Consider the following 17,557-nt stretch of genomic DNA (forward strand, 5'->3'; position numbering starts at 1 on the left):
GCAAAGTTACGGCAAAATAGGGTCGCCTGAACCTTTGTCGCTCTCCTTGAAAAAAAAGTTGCCAATTTGCTGTAACCTCCGGCCGTCGGCCCGGTTTCCACGTCAAATTTCCGAAAACCCTCTGACCCCTTGAATGCACACTCGGACAACGCCCTGATGCTGCAGGTAAAAGCTGGCGATCTCAACCGGATGGGGCTGCTCTTTGAGCGGTACCACCGGGAGCTGTTCGGCTTCCTGTACCACATGTGCGGCCGGTCCGACGCCAGCGAAGACATGGTTCAGACGGTGTTTTACCGGATGCTGAAATACCGGCATACATTCACGGGCGAAGGCTCTTTCCGGACCTGGATGTACCACCTGGCCCGCAACGTGCTGGTCGATTCGGCGCAGAAAAACCGGCGGTCCGCCCAGCATTACGACGTGGTGGAGTACGCCGAACGGCTGGCCGACAGCGCGGCGGCCGACGATGCCCTCCAGAAGGAACAGGAATTGGCCGCCCTCCACGATGCGCTGGCCCGGCTGAGTCCCGAAAACCGCGAGGTGCTGGTGCTGAGCCGGTTTCAGGAACTGAAATACGAGGAGATCGCCCGGATTCTGCACACGACCGAAGCCGCCGTGAAAGTGCGGGTTTACCGGGCCATGAAGGAGTTAAAAAAAAATTACTTTGAACTCGAACCCGAATCCTAAAGCCCTGAACTGCGAGGCCGTCCGGGAAAATCTGCCGGACTGGCTCAGCGACGAACTGCCCGCGGCGGAACGGACGGCCTTCGACGCGCACCTGGCCGGGTGCGCCGACTGTCGGCAGGAACTGGCCGCTACCCGCCAGCTCTGGCAGCAGATGAGCGCCGTCCGGACGCCGGAACCCAGCCCGGCGATGCGTACGCAGTTTTACGCCCTGCTGGAGACGTTCGAAGAGGCGGAGAAAAAGGCACCCAAACGGTTCCAGACCTCGATTCCCGACCGGCTGCGGCACCTCTGGACACCCGCCTTCAGCGCCCGGCTGGCCTACAGCCTCCTGCTTCTGACGATGGGAGCGGCGGCGGGACACTGGCTCAACCGTCCGCAGGCCCCCGAACGGGCCTACCAGCAGCAGATCGATTCACTCTCGGGCCAGGTGCAGGAAATGCGCCAGATGATGATGCTCACGCTGCTCGAAAACCCGTCGGCCACCGAACGGCTGCGGGCGGTGAGCTACACGAAGGAAATCAACGATGCGGACGGCCGGGTCATCGACGCCCTGCTGACGACCCTCAACAACGACCCGAACGTCAACGTCCGGCTGGTGACGCTGGAGGCGCTGGCCGACATGGCCCACGACCCGCGCGTCCGGGAAGGGCTCGTGCACGCCCTGACGCAGCAGGATTCGCCGCTGGTGCAGGTGGCCCTGGCCGACGTCATGGTGAAATTGCAGGAAAAACGCTCCCTCAAGCCGCTGCGGCAGCTGCTTCGCCGCGAGGGCATCAACGACCTCGTCAAAAGTAAAATCGAACAAACCATCCGGGACCTGTCCTGACAGTAAACAACCAATCCAACATGCCATGAAACAGCTTTTGATCTCCGTTTTCGCGGGGCTGGTGCTCTCCTGTGCCCAGTCGTCCGCCCAGTCTCCGGAATTTAAGGAGCAGATTACCAAAGACTTTACGCTCTCCGGCAACGCCAGTGCCAGCACACTGGTCATTTACAACATTCAGGGACTGATTCAGGTGGAGGCGACCTCCGGCAATACGGTCTCGTTTCGGGTGGACAAGCAAATCACGGGGAAAGAGCAGGCGGCCGTAGACCGGGGGCGGCAGGAACTGAAACTGGCCTTCGAGCAGCAGGGCGACACCATCTTTGCCTACATCGCCGAACCGTTCGACTCCCGCCCCAGCCGCGAGAACTGGCGCAAAAACAACAGCGAGGACGTTCCCTATGATTTTACGCTGGACTTCACCGTGCGGGTGCCGCGGGAAATGAACCTGCGGGTTTCGACCATCAACCGGGGCGACGTGACGGTGAACGATATGGCCGGGGCACTGCGGTTGCAAAACGTCAACGGGGCGATCCGGGTGACCAACGCCCGGGGCGTGACCCACGCGCATACCATCAACGGTAACGTGGACATGAATTACGTCAGCAATCCGCCCGAGGCTTCGTCCTACTACACCCTCAACGGCAACATTCGGGTTACTTTTCCCGACAATCTGGCCGCTGATCTACAGTTCAAAACGTTTCAGGGCGAGTTTTTCACCGATTTTCCGGAAATCAGAATTCTGCCCGTTCAGGTCGTCAAAAACCAGGAAAACCGGGGCGACAAAACCGTCTACAAGCTCAGTCAGACCACGCAGGTCCGGGTCGGCAACGGCGGCAAGGTCCACCGATTCGAAACGTTTAACGGTAATGTATACATTAAAAAACAATCCTGAATAAGATGAAATCGATCGTAACAGCTATCGCCTTGATGCTGCTGACGAGCCTGACGCCGCTCGTCGCCCAGAATGAGTCCAAAGAACAACTGGTGGTTTCGCTAACCGACCCCGGCAAACCGGGTTCGCTGGAAGTGGGACTCGTCAACGGGTTTATCCACGTGGTCGGTTCCAACAGCCGGGAGGTCGTCATCGAAGCCTCTTCGACGCCCCGCAACAGCAACCGCAACGACGACCGGGCGACGGCCAGCGGCGGCATGCGGCGCATTCCCAGCGGCAATTCGCTGGAGATTTCGGCCGAGGAGCGCGACAACAACATCCGGATTCAGACATCCTCGCACGCCCGGCCGGTCAACCTGACGATCCGGGTGCCGCAGCGTTTTTCGTTGAAAATCAGCACCGTTAACAACGGCGATATTTCGGTCGAAAACGTCAGCGGCACGCTGGAAGTCAAGAACGTCAACGGGCCCATTGAGCTCAACAACATTGGCGGCTCGGCCGTAGCCAACACCGTCAACGGCCACCTGACGGCGACCTTCCGGGAGGTCGATTCCAAAGCGCCCATGGCCTTTTCGACCCTGAACGGCCGCATCGACGTGAGCCTGCCGGCCAGCGTTAAGGCGAATCTGAAAATGAAATCGGATCAGGGCGAAATCTTCAGCGATTTTGACGTGGACATTGACAAATCGCAGCCCAAAGCCACCCGTTCCAGTCAGTCGGGCATGTACCGGGTGAGCGTCGACGACTGGGTGAACGGCCGGATCAACGGCGGCGGCCCGGAAATGATGGTGAAAAGCATGATGGGCAACATCTACATCCGGAAGGCCAAGTAAGTCTTTTGGGAACCTCCCTCACCCATTCCCGGCGCCGTATCTGCTGGCGCCGGGAATTTTATATTGCCGAAGCAACGTTCTTCCCTGCTTTTTCATCCTTGCTGAAAAGCGCCCCACCACGCCTTCCGAACTCTTTTGAAACCTATCCCCCTCACTCCATGCTACGTAATTATCTCAAAATCGCCTGGCGGAACATTCTCAAAAGCAAGACGTTTTCGTTCATCAACGTGCTGGGGCTGGCCCTGGGCATGGCGTGCAGCCTGCTCATCTGGCTCTGGGTAAAAGACGAAAAAAGCATCAACCGCTTCCACGCCAACGGCCCGCGCCTTTATCAGGTGCTGGAAAACCAGCGGTGGACCGGCAATGAGGTCAGCACGACGCCCGCCACGCCCGGCCCGCTGGCCCCGGCGCTGGTAGCCGAGGTGCCCGAGGTCGAAAAGGCCGTCAAGATTACCTGGGACGAAGAACACCTGCTGGCCGTCGGCGAGAAAGCCTACAAGGAAAAAGGCCGCTTTGCCAGCCCCGACCTGTTTCAGATTTTTTCGTTTCCGCTCCGGCACGGCAACCCTCAAACAGCCATCTCCGGCCCTACTTCCATCGTCATTTCGGAAAAAGTAGCGCAGAAACTGTTCGGCAGAACGGATGTGGTCGGGCGGATAATCCGGCTCGACAACCAGGAAGACCGGCAGATTTCGGGCGTCATGGTCGATATTCCGGAAACCTCTTCGCTGAAGTTCGACTTTGTCACGCCGCTCGCGCCTTACGAGAAGAAAAACGAATGGCTGACCAAATGGGACAACAACGGCATCCGGACCTTTGTCCTGCTTCGGGCTAAGGCGGACGTGGACCGGGTCAACCGGAAGATCGCCAATTTTATCCACCAGCACGAAAAGAATGTGACGACGATCACGACCTTTCTTTTTCCCTACGAAGACGCCTATCTCTATTCCAAGTTCACCAACGGCCTGCCCGACGGCGGGCGTATCGAGTACGTGCGGCTGTTTACGGTGGTCGCCATTTTTATCCTGCTGATTGCCTGCATTAACTTCATGAATCTGGCGACGGCCCGCTCGGCCAAACGGGCGAAGGAGGTCGGCATCCGGAAGGTCGTCGGGGCGGAACGGACGTTTCTGATCGGCCAGTTTGTGGGCGAAGCGGTGCTGACGGCCGGGATTGCGCTGCTGTTTGCCGCCCTGCTGGTGCAGTTGCTGCTGCCGCTCTTTAACCAGTTGACCGAAAAACACATCCGCATCGAATACGGCAATCCGTTTTACTGGCTGACGCTGCTGGGGCTGGCGCTGGTGACGGGCATCGTCTCGGGCAGTTACCCGGCGCTGTTCCTTTCGTCGCTCCAGCCCATCCGGATTCTGAAAGGTACGCTGCGCTTCAATGCCGGGGCCGTGCTGTTCCGGAAAGGGCTCGTCGTGTTTCAGTTTGCGCTTTCCCTCCTGCTCATCATCGGGACCATCATTGCGGGGCAGCAGATTGACTACATCCGGACCAAAAATCTGGGCCTTGACCGCGAAAATGTGGTTTACATGCCGCTGGAAGGCGATCTGGGCAAACGGTACGAAGTCTTCCGGGACGAACTGCTGCAATCGCCCGGCATCCAGTCCGTTTCGGCCTCCGGCTCCGACCCGCTGGCCATCGGCAACTCGACCATCGGCGTGGAATGGAAAGGCAAAGACCCGGCCGACAAGACGCTGTTTACCCAGATGCCGGTCAGTTATGATTTCATTCATACGATGAAAATCAAAATCCTCGACGGCCGCGATTTTTCGAAGGAGAACGTGACGGACAGCACTAATTACGTGATTAACGAGGAAGCGGCCCGCCGCATGGGCATGAAACAGCCGGTCGGTCAGGACCTGAAGTTCTGGGGAAAATCGGGTAAGATCATCGGCCTGATGAAAGATTTTCACCTTAATTCGCTCAAGGTAGCCATCGAACCGCTGATTCTGCGGCTGGACACGACCTACAACAACATGGTGCTGGTGCGCACCCGTCCCGGCCAGACCGAAAAAGCGCTGGCGAGTCTGGAGCGGCTCGCCAAAAAGCACAACCCGGCCTATCCGTTCGACTACGAATTTGCCGACGTGACCTTCGAAAAACAGTACCAGAGCGAAATGCTGATCGGGAAGCTGGCCAACACCTTCGCCATGCTGGCCATTTTCATCGCCTGCCTCGGTCTTTTCGGACTGGCTATGTTCATGGCCGAACAGCGCACCAAAGAAATTGGGGTTCGCAAAGTGCTTGGGGCGTCGGTGACCAGCATCGTCGCCCTGCTGAGCGGGGATTTTCTGCGGCTGGTCCTCATTGCCATCGTGATCGCCACGCCCCTGGCCTGGTGGGCCATGAACCGCTGGCTGCAGGATTTTGTCTACCGCATCGACATTCCCTGGTGGGTTTTCCCGGTGGCGGGCCTGCTGGCCGTCAGCATCGCCCTGCTGACGGTGAGCTTCCAGAGTGTGAAAGCGGCCCTGATGAACCCGGTCAAAAGTCTGCGGACGGAGTAGGAAAAGGCGCGAAAGCCAGTTTGGGAATCGTCGATTTTGTGTCGCGCGGCGCCCAGCTATTTTTAGCCCGTAATGCCGAAATGGGTCGCCGCCGTGTTGCGGGCAAATGATTACAGCCCTGCAAGTCTGGAGGGTCGTCCCCATCGCGTAGCGACCAAACATTTGTAGCCCTCCAGACTTGCAGGGCTACAAATGTTTGGTCGCTACGCGACGGGACGACCTTTGTTTAGACTATTTTCTTCGCTTCATTCACCACCTTGCCTTTCTTTTCCCTTCGTTCCTCACCGCCCGTCCTCTCTCATTTCTTCTAATCTCCCGTTTTCCTTTCCTGCTTTTTCCCCTAAATAGCTATCTTATGGCTTCATCAAACCGGTGAGCGCCTTACGGTTCATGGAAAACGAACAAACGTCTCTCAAAAAAGCCCTCAAACCCGTTCATCTGTGGGCCATTGGAGTCGGGCTGGTTATTTCGGGGGAATATTTCGGCTGGAATCTGGGCTGGGATGTCGCCGGGACGGTCGGGCTCCTGGTGGCGACGCTGGTGATTACGGGGCTGTACTTCACCTTTATTTTCAGCTTTACGGAGCTGACCACGGCCATTCCGCATGCCGGCGGGCCGTTTGCCTACGCCCTGAAAGCCTTCGGACCGCTGGGCGCGCTAGTGGCCGGCTATGCCACCCTGATCGAATTTCTTTTTGCCACCCCGGCCATTGCGCTGGCGCTGGGCAGTTATGTCCACTTCCTGCACCCCGACGTGCCGGTGCTGACGGCGGCCATCGTTTCGTACCTGCTGTTTACGGTCATCAACCTGCTCGGTATTGAAGAAGCGGCCTGGTTCTCGCTGGCCATGACCCTGCTGGCGATTGCCGAACTGCTCTTGTTTATCGGGGTCGTGGCGCCGCATTTCCGGCTGGAAACGTTCCTGCACAATCCGATGCCGTTCGGCTGGGCGGGCGTCTTTGCGGCCCTGCCGTTTGCCATCTGGATGTTTGTCTGTCTGGAAGGCGTGGCGATGGTGGCGGAGGAAGTGAAAGACGGGCAGAAAGCGATTGCCCGAGGCTACATCTCCGCCCTGCTGACCCTGACCGTGCTGGCACTGGCCGTCATGCTCTGCGTTGGCGGCATCGCCCGCTGGGAACAGTTCTCGAAACTGAATTACCCCCTGCCGGAAGCCATCGCCGTGGTCCTCGGCCGCGACAGTGCCCTGACCCGTCTGTTTACCAGCGTGGGCCTGTTCGGGCTGATTGCCTCTTTTCACGGCATCATCATCAGCTATTCCCGACAGATGTTCGCCCTCGCCCGGAGCGGCTACCTGCCTGGCGCACTGGCGCGGGTAAGCCCGAAGCGGAAAGTGCCGTATGTGGCCCTGCTTGTCGGGGCGGTGCTGGGTATTCTGGCGCTTACGCTGCTCGACACGGGCAAACTGGTCATTCTCTCGACCATCGGCGCGGTGGTCGTTTACGTCGTCAGCATGCTCGCTCTTTTCCGGCTTCGGCACAGCCATCCGGACCTGCCCCGGCCGTTCCGGGCGCCGCTGTACCCTCTTTTTCCGGCCGTGGCCCTGCTGTTGGCGCTCGTCTCGCTGGGCGCGATGGTTTATTTTTACGGCTGGCTGAGCCTGCTGTTTGCGGCGGGCCTCGTTCTGGTCATCGGGCTTTTCTACGCGACCGGCAGGCACCGGACCACCCGAAAAGCCCGGCTCGCGGTGTTCAAAGACAATTTCTGACAGCCTATGTACCACTGTACCCTCGGCAGCTTTACCTACCGCTTTCCGGATCTGAAAACGCTTCTGGCGAAGGCAAGTCCGCTGCGGTCAGGCGACGGGATGGCCGGACTGGCGGCGGAGAGCTACGAAGAACGGGTTGCCGCCCAGATCGCGCTGGCAGACGTGCCGCTGGCGACTTTCCTGCACGAAACGGTCGTTCCCTACGAATCGGATGAGGTGACCCGCCTCATCATCGACACCCACGATGCAGCGGCGTTTGCTCCCGTCAGCCATTTTACGGTCGGCGACCTGCGCGACTGGCTGCTCAGCGACGAAGCGGACACCGCCGTGCTGCGCGAGGTCTCCCCCGGTCTGACGCCGGAAATGGTGGCGGCGGTCTCCAAACTCATGCGGAATCAGGACCTGATTCTGGCGGCCCGCAAGTGCGAGAACATCTCGCGTTTTCGCAACACGCTGGGGCTGAAAGGCCACCTCGCCGTCCGGCTGCAACCCAATCACCCGGTAGACGATGCGCGGGGAATTGCGGCCAGCGTGCTCGACGGCCTGCTTTACGGCAGCGGCGATGCGGTCATCGGCATCAACCCCGCCACCGACAGTCCGGCGGCCACCGCCCGCCTGCTCTACCTGCTCGACGGCCTTCGGGAGCGGTTTCAGATGCCTACCCAGAGCTGCGTCCTGAGTCATATCACCACCACCATCGACCTGATCGGTCAGGGCGTCCCGGTCGATCTGGTGTTCCAGTCCATTGCCGGAACCGAGAAAGCCAACACCAGTTTTGGGGTAAACCTGGCTATTTTGCAGGAAGGGTACGAAGCTGGACTTTCCCTGCAACGCGGCACCCTCGGCACCAACCTGATGTACTTCGAAACGGGTCAGGGAAGCGCCCTGTCGGCCAACGCCCACCACGGCGTGGATCAGCAAACCTGCGAAGCCCGGGCGTATGCCGTCGCCCGCCGCTTTCGGCCGCTGCTGGTCAATTCGGTCGTGGGGTTCATCGGGCCGGAGTATCTGTTCGACGGCAAGCAGATCATCCGGGCGGGGCTGGAAGACCATTTTTGCGGAAAAATCCTGGGACTGCCGATGGGCATGGACATCTGCTACACCAACCACGCCCAGGCCGACCAGGACGATATGGATACGCTGCTGACGCTGCTCGGCGTGGCGGGCGTGAATTTCATCATGGGCGTTCCGGGGGCCGACGACATTATGCTGAACTACCAGTCAACTTCCTTTCACGATGCGCTGTACCTGCGGCGGGTTCTGGGCCTGCGCCCGGCACCGGAGTTTGAACAGTGGCTGCTCCGGCAGGGCATCATGGATGCCGACGGCAACCGGCTATTCCAGAACGCCCCGAAGCAGTTGTATGCCGGTTTGTTTGACTAAAAGAAAAATGCCACGGGATTGATGAACGACCATTTATCGACCAATAATCCGCCCCGAAACCCGGTTCAGGCGGACGACTGGCAGTCTTTGAAAGCTTTTACCAGCGCCCGGATTGCGCTGGGCAAAACGGGGGTTTCGGTGCCGCTCCGGGAGTCGCTGGCCTTTAGGCTGGCGCACGCCCACGCCAAAGACGCCGTTTATTCGGACCTCGACAAAGCCGGTTTGCAGCAGTCACTGGAAGCCGTCGGCCTTCCCGTTTACACCCTCCAAAGCCTGGCCACGAGCCGGGACCAGTACCTGCAACGCCCCGATCTGGGTCGGCGGCTCTCGGAAGAATCCACCGGGGCTCTGCGTCAACTGGACCTGCCTCCCGCCGATCTGTCGATCATTCTGGCGGATGGACTTTCGGCCACGGCGCTCAACGAAAACGCCGCGCCGGTGGTTCGGCTGCTGGCAGAACGCGCCCGGAAGGCGGGGTATTCCCTGGCGCCGCTGACGCTGGTGGAGCAGGGCCGGGTGGCCATTTCCGACGAAATCGGCAGTCTGCTTCAGGCCCGTATGGCTATCATTCTGATCGGTGAACGTCCCGGCCTGAGTGCCTTCGACAGCCTGGGTGCCTACCTCACGTTTGCGCCCCAGCCCGGCCTCACCGACGAACGGCGCAACTGCGTTTCCAACATCCGTCAGCAGGGGCTTTCCGCCGAAATGGCCGTCGAGAAAATCATGTATCTGGTCCAGGAGGCTTTCCGGCTTCAGATTTCGGGGGTGACGCTGAAGGACAACGGAGCGGAATCGTACTTACCCGTTGAACCGCCGCGAACGGGCTTTCACGGGCCAGCACCCGGCGACCCGAACTGACCTATCACCCAAACAGGTCCGACGACAGGTAGCGGTCGCCGCGGTCGCAGATGATGCAGACGACGGTGCCTTCGTCGAGTTCGTCGATCAGGCGCAGGGCCGCGGCTACGCAGCCGCCGCTGCTCATGCCGGCAAAAACCGCTTCTTCGCGGGCCAGCCGCCGGGTCATGGCCGTGGCTTCTTCCTGCGAAACGTCCAGGATGCGGTCCACGCGCTCGGGTTCGAAAATTTTGGGCAGATACTCCGTCGGCCATTTCCGGATGCCCGGAATGGATGACCCTTCGGTAGGCTGACAGCCCACGATCTGGACCGCCGGATTTTTTTCTTTCAGAAAGCGGGACGTGCCCATGATGGTGCCCGTCGTTCCCATCGAGGAGACAAAGTGCGTCACCTGACCGGCCGTATCGCGCCAGATTTCGGGGCCGGTTGTCCGGTAATGGGCCAGGTAGTTATCGGGGTTGGCAAACTGGTTGAGGAGGAGGTAACCGCCTTCCTGCACTTTCGCTTCCGCGTAGTCGCGCGCGCCTTCGATGGTTTCGGTCAGCGTCACTTTCGCCCCGAACGCCTCCATCGTCAGCACCCGCTCCCGGGTCGAATTGGCAGGGAGCACCAGCTCGATTTCGACGCCGTACAACCGGGCAATCATCGCCAGGGCGATCCCGGTATTGCCGCTCGTGGCTTCGATGAGTTTGGTGCCGGGCTGGAGGTCGCCCCGTTCCAGCGCCCCTTTGATCATACTGAGCGCCGCGCGGTCTTTCACGCTGCCGCCCGGATTATGGCCTTCCAGCTTCGCCAGCAGCCTGACGGACGATTTTTTATTGATTCGGCTCAACTCAACGAGCGGAGTATTCCCCACAAAATCAAGCAATTTGCTCATAGAAATTTTTTTTGAATCCCAATTGTCTTTAATCGGGAACGCAGCCCCAATTCACAAAGTTGCAGCCGTTTAAATTAGACTCAGCTTACCGCTTAATAAATGGGTAATTCTAACTAATTCTACCAAATTCAATTAATGAGTAACATCGGCCGCTTTTTTACCTTGCTTTGACGAGCTAAATATGTTACTTTTTCACATATTTACGTTCACTACCCCTTTACTTCCAGCCTTTTAAAGGAATCTCTACACCGGATGAAACATGAAACCATTTTTACAGGCCTCATTACCGCTTTCTTTTTCCGAAGAACAGATGAAAGTCCTGGGTATGCGTCTGACGCTCCCGGAAGTGACCCTTCCTTTCTGGGGCTACCGAAAGAAAGTACCTGCGTACCGACTGATCCGGCTGGAGGGAGAAGGTAATTACACGCGGCTGCATTTTGACGACCGCACCACTCTCGTTGTTTCTCTGACGCTCAAGAAACTCCAGGCCCGGTTATCCCCGGAAATTTTTGTCCGTCCGCACAAGAAGAACATCGTGAACCTGCTGTATATCGAGGAGATTATCCACGCCGACGGATTGATTCTGCGACTTTCCAACGGCGACGAGATTGAAGTCTCCCGACGGAAAACGGCGAAGTTTCTGAACCAGTACCGGGCTTTCCAGCAGGAATTCATGCAGCAGGAAGAACTGGCGCTGCAGGCATAAACGAACGCGCCGGCAAAAGACCCGAATCTGACAATCGGGGCCTTTTACCGGCGCGTTTCGGTTTGGTTGCGGCCGGTGTTACCGGGCTTTCCGGGCCATCTCTTCTTCCTTCAGGGCACGCCGGAGGATTTTACCGACGTTGGTTTTCGGAAGTTCCGTCCGGAATTCGATGTGCCGGGGCCGCTTGTAGTTCGTCAGATTTTCGGCGCAGTAGGCTTTCACCGACTCGGCCGTCAGAGCTTCGTCTTTCTTGACGATGAAGACTTTGACCGCCTCGGTCGATTTGTCGTCCGGCACCCCGATGCAGGCGACTTCGAGCACTCCGGGACATTTGGCCAGCACTTCCTCGATTTCGTTGGGGTACACGTTGAAGCCCGACACCAGAATCATGTCTTTCTTGCGGTCCACGATGCGGAAAAAGCCGTCCTCGTCCATCACACCCACGTCGCCCGTCTTGAACCACTCGCCCTCCATGACCTTGGCCGTTTCGTCGGGGCGGTTGTAGTAGCCGGTGAACACCTGCGGACCGCGCGCCCAGATTTCGCCCGGGGCTCCCTGCGGCGCTTCGGTGCCGTCTTCCTGCATAATTTTCAGTTCCGTACTCGGCCAGGGAACGCCGATGGTGCCGATCCGGGCCGTGCCGTCCACGGGGTTCGACGACAGAACCGGCGAGGTTTCCGAAAGCCCGTAGCCTTCCGCCGGGACGTTGCCCGTCATGGCCTTCCAGCGTTCGGCCACGGCCGTTTGCAGCGCCATGCCGCCCGCCGATGTGATTTTCAGGCGGCTCCAGTCCACTTCGCCGATGCGGGGATGGTTCAGCAGGCCGTTGTAAAGCGTGTTGAGGCCCGTGAACATGGTCACTTTGTATTTTTTCAGATCGTCGATGAAGGCGTTCAGGTCACGGGGGTTGGTGATGAGCAGGTTCATGGCCCCCGTTTTCAGCGCCGCCATAGCGTTGCAGGTCAGCGCGTACACGTGGTACAGCGGCAGGGCGGCTACGATCACGTCCTGACCGTCGGTGCTCATGCCGGGCTTCATCCACTCGTTCTGGCCCTCCAGGTTGGCGATCATGTTGCGGTGGTTCAGCATGGCTCCTTTCGAAACGCCCGTGGTGCCGCCGGTGTACTGGATGAAAGCCAGATCGTGGCCCGACAACGTGGGTTTCCGGTATTCCGAACGGCTGCCCCGGTTCAGGGCGTCCCCGAACGAAACGGCAGTCGGCAGGCTATACGCCGGCACCATTTTCTTCACATATTTCACCACCGCATTGACAATCTGCTTTTTGGGAAAGCCCAGCAAATCGCCGATCTGCGTGACGATGATGTGTTTGATATCCGTTTGCGGCAATACTTTTTCCAGATTGACCGCAAAATTTGCCAGAATGACAATCGCCTTTGCCCCCGAATCCCGGAACTGGTGCTGCATTTCACGGGGCGTGTACAGGGGGTTGGTATTCACCACCGTCAGGCCCGCCCGCAGCGCGCCAAACAGGGCGACGGGGTATTGCAGCAGGTTCGGCATCTGAATGGCAATGCGGTCGCCTTTCTGCAGGCCCAGGTCGCTTTGCAGGTAAGCGGCAAAGTTGCGGGTCATCGTATCCAGTTCCCCGTAGGTCATCTCTTTGCCCATGCAGGAATAGGCCGCCTTGCCGGAAAAATTCCGGAAACCTTCCTCCATCAGTTCGACCAGCGAAGGGTAAGCATCCGGGTTTATTTCGTAGGGTATGCCTTTGGGATAAAATTTAAGCCAAGGGTATTTCGCGGTGGACGTTTCCATGAGTGAAGTATAAAGGTTTTCGGTAAAAATAAGATTTAAACCGGAACGATATATTGTAAACGTTCTAAGGGCTTTCGATTTATGTAAAATAGCATAAAAAAGTTCTCGCAGATTTCCGCCGATTTTAGCGCTGATATTCGCAGAATTAAATCTGCGGAAATCTGCGAGCAAAATCAGCGGAAATCTGCGAGAACCGAGTTGACTACTTAAAACGCCGCCGCTTTCAGGCGCAGCGCCCGGTCTTCAGGCAGGCCAAAGAGCAAATTCAGATTCTGCACAGCCTGCCCCGAGGCACCCTTCGTCAGGTTGTCGATGGCGCTGGTAATCAGCAGCTGTCCATCGTGCTTTTCGAGGTGAATCAGGCATTTGTTGGTATTGACCACCTGTTTTAGATCGATCGGCGCGTCGCTCACGTGCGTGAACGGGTGGCCGGCATAATAGTCCTGATACAGCGCCCTGGCCTCTTCGCGGCTGCCTTCGAAAGCCGTGTAGACGTTCGCCATGATGCCGCGCGTGTAATCGCCCCGGTAGGGCACAAAATTCACCGCCTTGTCAAAACCCGGCTGAAGCGCCGTCAGGCTCTGGCGGATTTCGGTCAGGTGCTGGTGCGTGAAGGCTTTGTAAATCGATACGTTGTTGTTGCGCCAGGTGAAATGGGTCGTCGGGCTGAGGGCCTGTCCCGCGCCGGTCGAGCCGGTGATGGCGCTCACGTGCACGTCGGCGGTCAGCAGGCCCGCTTTGGCCAGCGGCAGCAGGGCCAGTTCGATGCTCGTGGCAAAGCAGCCGGGATTGGCAATCCGGGTCGCCGTCCGGATGCGGTCGCGCTGAAGCTCCGGCAGGCCGTACACGAAGCCGTTCGACTCGTCGCGGAAATCGGTACTCAGGTCGATGATTTTTACAGACTCCGGCACGTTGTTCGTTTCCAGAAATTTCGCCGACTCGCCGTGGCCCGAGCACAGAAAAAGCGCCGACAGCCCGGGCTGCTGCACCAGTTCGCTGGTTTCTTCGCCCGAAAACAGCAGGTCCGTATCGCCCAGCAGGTCGGTATGGGTGCTGTACACGGGTTTGCCCGCCTGGCTCTTGCTGTGAACGAAGGCGATGGCGACATCCGGATGGTTGACAAGGATGCGGAGCAGTTCGCCACCCGTATAGCCCGCTCCGCCGATGATTCCGATGTTTACGCTCATTTCGCCGATTCCTTCACTTTTTCGTAAATCATGACCTGGTTGGACATCACCTTCGAGAAGCCGCGCACGTCGTCGCCCGTCCAGGCGTTGTTCATCTCGCCATACGACCCGAATTTCGCCGACATCAGGTCAAACGGGGATTCGATGCCCAGCACCGTGAAGCGGTACGGAGCCAGCTGGACGTGGACTTTGCCCGTCACCTGGCTTTGGGTATCGGTCAGGAAGGTTTCGAGGTTGCGCATGGCCGGTTCGAGGAACTGGCCTTCGTGCAGCATCGTGCCGTACCAGTTGGCCAGTTGTTCTTTCCAGGTCAGCTGCCACTTGGTCAGCACGTGTTTTTCGAGCGTGTGGTGCGCTTTCAGGATAATCAGCGGGGCCGGGGCCTCGAAGCCCACGCGGCCTTTGATGCCGATGATGGTGTCGCCCACGTGAATGTCGCGGCCGATGCCGTACGGTCCGGCCAGTTCGGTCAGCTTCTGAATGGCCCCGACGGGGTTGTCAAAACGCTCCTCGCCAATCGTCGGCCCGGCAATCCCTTTCAGTTCGCCCGCCTCGAAGTGCAGCGTGATCTGCGTCGGCTCGGTCTGCGTGACCTGCGTCGGCCAGGCTTCTTCGGGCAGGTAGCCGTGGGAAGTCAGGGTTTCCTTCCCGCCGACGGACGTTCCCCAGAGGCCCTTGTTGATGGAATACGCCGCCTTGTGCCACTCCTGCTCCACGCCTTTGGATTTCAGGAATTCGATTTCGGCCTCGCGCGAAAGCCGCAGGTCGCGGATGGGCGTGATGATTTCGGCCTCCGGAATGATGATGCGGAAGGCCATGTCGAAGCGCACCTGGTCGTTGCCGGCCCCCGTCGAGCCGTGGGCGATGGCGTCGGCCCCGATGCTCTTGGCGTATTCGGCCACGGCAATGGCCTGAAAAATCCGTTCGGCGCTGACGCAGAGCGGATACGTATTGTTTTTCAGCACGTTCCCGAATACGAGGTATTTGAGGCAGTGCTGGTAGTAATCGTCGGTTTTGCTGACCGTCGCGTGGGATTTCACGCCCAGCGAATACGCCCGTTCTTCGATGGCTTTCAGCTCCACTTCGGAGAACCCACCCGTGTCAACCAGCACGGAATGAATTTCGTGGCCCAGTTCTTCGGAAAGATATTTGACACAAAACGAGGTATCCAGACCTCCGCTGAAGGCAAGTACGACTTTTTTAGACATTATTATTAGTAACTAAGCCCGTGTTTAGGCGGGCAGTAAAAGAAACGAATAAGCGTTGAAAGGCGTTGATGAAGCAATTGGCGCTGCAAAAGTACCTCTATTTCAAAGACGATGGGAATAAAGAGCGCAAAAAACCCGCTCGGGCTGCCAAGTTCCCTGAATCCAACTACCTGCTCACCAGGATTCTACTCCAGTTCGACATTCGCGTCGTCAATCGTCTCGCTCTGGTTCGTGAAACGCCACTTCTGTTTGTATACCGACCGGTAAACAATCGTCACCTTCATCCTGTCGGCGATTTTTCTTCTTAACCAGCTTCCCTCCCGGCCCCCGGCAATTTCGACCAGCCGGATGCTTTCACCCTGCGGAATGACCAGACCCTTCGACAAGGTGGACGTAGTGACATGGTTAGCGAATGCGGTGGAATCTTTGAGCTGCGGCAGTAACTTGTCGATATCGTCGTACGACTTCCCTTCATAATCGAGCGTTACCGCTTCGATAAAGGCTGGTCCCAGTCCTTTGTTGGCGACCACGAAGGCGTACCCGGTTTTGTCGTCATCGATTCCACTCGTGTTGAAGGTTTGCAGGATGGGGATGACGGATGCATACTGCTGTGTCCGTTGCAGATACGCCTGATAAAACGTAATTCCCAGGGCGCACACGCTGGTAATGACCGCAGTAATGCTTAACAGAATGTCAACAGAAACACGTTGCCGTGTCACGGCACTTTTCTCCTTTTTGTCTACCATCAGAGGGTTTGGTATTTCTTCCGTGAGTAACCGACAAAACTAAAGATCCCTTCCAACGGCAGGGTCGGAAGGGATCCATGGGGCGGCATTTTACGTGCGGGCCGAAGCCCGTGGGTGCTCTATACCGATTCCAGTTCCCGCTCCACTTTCCGCGCCCGCTGGCGATCCTGAAAACGGAGCAGAATCCGCTGTTTGATGCGCATCCAGCGTTCGTAAAGCTTCGATTCCTTGATGAAGTCCCAGGGTTCGGGCTCTTTTTCGGCCGGTTTCTGCTGCACTTTTTCGGGCTCGTAGAGCATGCCGGTGCAAAGGCAGTGCTTGCGGTTGGTCCGGCTCAGGATGTCGTAGTTGACGCAGCTCGAACAGCCTTTCCAGAACGCGTCGTCGGCGGGCAGTTCGCTGAACGTCACCGGCTCGTAACCCAGTTCCGAGTTTATTTTCATGACGGCCAGACTGGTGGTCAGACCGATGATCTTGGCATTGGGGTATTTGGTCCGCGAGAGCTTGAACGCCTCGGCCTTGATGCGCGTGGCGATGCCGCTCTTGCGGTGGTCGGGATGGACGATGAGGCCCGAGTTGGCGACAAACTTGCCGTGTTCCCACGTTTCGATGTAGCAGAATCCCACCCATTCGCCCGTGTTGGTGGTGGCGATAATGGCCTTCCCCTCTGTCATTTTCTCCATCAGATAGACGGGCGAGCGTTTGGCAATGCCGGTTCCCCGGGCCTTGGCGCTCTGTTCCATCTCCTCACAAATCGTATCGGCCAGCGTTAGATGGTTTTCGTTGGCAACCTGAACTACATAAATGTCCTGTTTCTCCTCGGGATTCATCGTCGTTAAAAACTGCACTCCTCCCCGGAGACGACCTTATCCGGATGGGAGCTGATAAAAAAATAAGAAAGAATTGGATAAAATAAGGATAGGGGCGAAAAGGCTTGCCACGTAGGCAGGCAATCAGCGTCGGGACCTTTCGGCCCTGAACCGGAATGGCGTGGTATGGTAGAAGGTCAGTATGTGATTCGTCTTACCCATTTCGGTCTGAAAAAGCGGACAATGTTAGGGAAATTGTTGGTGTCTCGCAAAAGCTATAACGGATTTTTTTACGAATGGTTCGGGGGCCGGATAAAACATTTCATACGAACACCGGGTATACCGGCTAAAACCAAAACTATACCACTCTCCTTTCGTTATGAAAACTTTCTTACCGCTCACCTCCCCCGCCCGGGTCGTCGGCGCCTCCATGCCTTTTTCTGCCGCTCCCGTCGCTTCTTTTGCCGTCGCTGTGGCCCTTCCCTGCGATCCGCAACGCCCCGGCCGCCGCTGATCTGTCCTGCATTC

At 58.0% G+C, this 17,557-nt stretch carries 16 protein-coding genes; 10 read left to right on the forward strand and 6 right to left on the reverse strand.

Going from position 1 to position 17,557, the window contains the following annotated elements; translation table 11 throughout:
* Positions 1 to 156 precede the first annotated feature (156 nt).
* The 8 genes from ORG26_RS07535 (at position 157) to eutC (ending at position 9,720) form a co-directional block, all read left to right on the forward strand.
* Positions 157 to 687, forward strand: a complete 531-nt coding sequence (locus ORG26_RS07535) for an RNA polymerase sigma factor (protein WP_266369341.1) — start codon at positions 157 to 159, stop codon at positions 685 to 687.
* Positions 665 to 1,513 carry a zf-HC2 domain-containing protein gene (locus ORG26_RS07540; protein ID WP_266368136.1) on the forward strand — a complete coding sequence of 283 codons (849 nt, stop codon included), beginning with the start codon at positions 665 to 667 and terminating at the stop codon, positions 1,511 to 1,513. Before ORG26_RS07535 ends, ORG26_RS07540 begins: the two co-directional genes overlap by 23 nt.
* A 25-nt stretch (positions 1,514 to 1,538) precedes the next feature.
* A complete protein-coding gene (locus tag ORG26_RS07545; RefSeq protein ID WP_266368138.1) occupies positions 1,539 to 2,405 on the forward strand; it encodes a DUF4097 family beta strand repeat-containing protein in 867 nt (288 codons plus the stop codon).
* A gap of 5 nt (positions 2,406 to 2,410) precedes the next feature.
* Positions 2,411 to 3,238 carry a DUF4097 family beta strand repeat-containing protein gene (locus ORG26_RS07550; protein ID WP_266368140.1) on the forward strand — a complete coding sequence of 276 codons (828 nt, stop codon included), beginning with the start codon at positions 2,411 to 2,413 and terminating at the stop codon, positions 3,236 to 3,238.
* Between the two features lie 158 nt (positions 3,239 to 3,396).
* Positions 3,397 to 5,754, forward strand: a complete 2,358-nt coding sequence (locus ORG26_RS07555; protein ID WP_266368142.1) for an ABC transporter permease — start codon at positions 3,397 to 3,399, stop codon at positions 5,752 to 5,754.
* A 390-nt stretch (positions 5,755 to 6,144) separates the two neighbouring features.
* Positions 6,145 to 7,479 carry an ethanolamine permease gene (gene eat, locus ORG26_RS07560; protein WP_266368144.1) on the forward strand — a complete coding sequence of 445 codons (1,335 nt, stop codon included), beginning with the start codon at positions 6,145 to 6,147 and terminating at the stop codon, positions 7,477 to 7,479.
* Between the two features lie 6 nt (positions 7,480 to 7,485).
* Complete coding sequence (locus tag ORG26_RS07565; RefSeq protein WP_266368147.1) at positions 7,486 to 8,862, forward strand: ethanolamine ammonia-lyase subunit EutB; 1,377 nt, start codon at positions 7,486 to 7,488, stop codon at positions 8,860 to 8,862.
* A 21-nt stretch (positions 8,863 to 8,883) separates the two neighbouring features.
* Positions 8,884 to 9,720, forward strand: a complete 837-nt coding sequence (gene eutC, locus ORG26_RS07570; RefSeq protein WP_266368149.1) for an ethanolamine ammonia-lyase subunit EutC — start codon at positions 8,884 to 8,886, stop codon at positions 9,718 to 9,720.
* A 4-nt stretch (positions 9,721 to 9,724) separates the two neighbouring features.
* Here eutC and cysM read toward each other — a convergent pair whose 3' ends face one another.
* Positions 9,725 to 10,597 carry a cysteine synthase CysM gene (cysM, locus tag ORG26_RS07575; RefSeq protein ID WP_266368151.1) on the reverse strand — a complete coding sequence of 291 codons (873 nt, stop codon included), beginning with the start codon at positions 10,595 to 10,597 and terminating at the stop codon, positions 9,725 to 9,727.
* Positions 10,598 to 10,856: 259 nt separating this feature from the next.
* Between cysM and ORG26_RS07580 the strand changes: the two genes are divergently transcribed.
* Positions 10,857 to 11,303, forward strand: a complete 447-nt coding sequence (locus ORG26_RS07580) for a LytR/AlgR family response regulator transcription factor (protein ID WP_266368152.1) — start codon at positions 10,857 to 10,859, stop codon at positions 11,301 to 11,303.
* A 78-nt stretch (positions 11,304 to 11,381) separates the two neighbouring features.
* Here the strand turns inward: ORG26_RS07580 and ORG26_RS07585 are convergent, their stop codons facing one another.
* The 5 genes from ORG26_RS07585 to ORG26_RS07605 form a co-directional block, all read right to left on the reverse strand.
* Entirely contained in the window at positions 11,382 to 13,079 is a 1,698-nt protein-coding gene (locus ORG26_RS07585; RefSeq protein WP_266368153.1) for an AMP-binding protein, read from the reverse strand.
* A 206-nt stretch (positions 13,080 to 13,285) separates the two neighbouring features.
* A complete protein-coding gene (gene argC / locus ORG26_RS07590; protein WP_266368154.1) occupies positions 13,286 to 14,266 on the reverse strand; it encodes an N-acetyl-gamma-glutamyl-phosphate reductase in 981 nt (326 codons plus the stop codon).
* Positions 14,263 to 15,474: an argininosuccinate synthase gene (locus ORG26_RS07595; protein ID WP_266368156.1), complete on the reverse strand. Its 1,212-nt coding sequence runs from the start codon at positions 15,472 to 15,474 to the stop codon at positions 14,263 to 14,265. Before ORG26_RS07595 ends, argC begins: the two co-directional genes overlap by 4 nt.
* 185 nt (positions 15,475 to 15,659) lie before the next feature.
* Complete coding sequence (locus ORG26_RS07600) at positions 15,660 to 16,193, reverse strand: hypothetical protein (protein ID WP_266368158.1); 534 nt, start codon at positions 16,191 to 16,193, stop codon at positions 15,660 to 15,662.
* Between the two features lie 146 nt (positions 16,194 to 16,339).
* Positions 16,340 to 17,050: a GNAT family N-acetyltransferase gene (locus ORG26_RS07605; RefSeq protein WP_266368160.1), complete on the reverse strand. Its 711-nt coding sequence runs from the start codon at positions 17,048 to 17,050 to the stop codon at positions 16,340 to 16,342.
* A 358-nt stretch (positions 17,051 to 17,408) separates the two neighbouring features.
* On the opposite strand from ORG26_RS07605, the gene ORG26_RS07610 reads away from it, so the two are divergent.
* Positions 17,409 to 17,543 (forward strand): hypothetical protein, encoded by a 135-nt coding sequence (locus ORG26_RS07610; protein ID WP_266368162.1) that lies wholly within the window; start codon positions 17,409 to 17,411, stop codon positions 17,541 to 17,543.
* Positions 17,544 to 17,557: the final 14 nt, after the last annotated feature.

The organism is Tellurirhabdus rosea (assembly GCF_026278345.1).
Taxonomy (GTDB): Bacteria; Bacteroidota; Bacteroidia; order Cytophagales; family Spirosomataceae; genus Tellurirhabdus; species Tellurirhabdus rosea.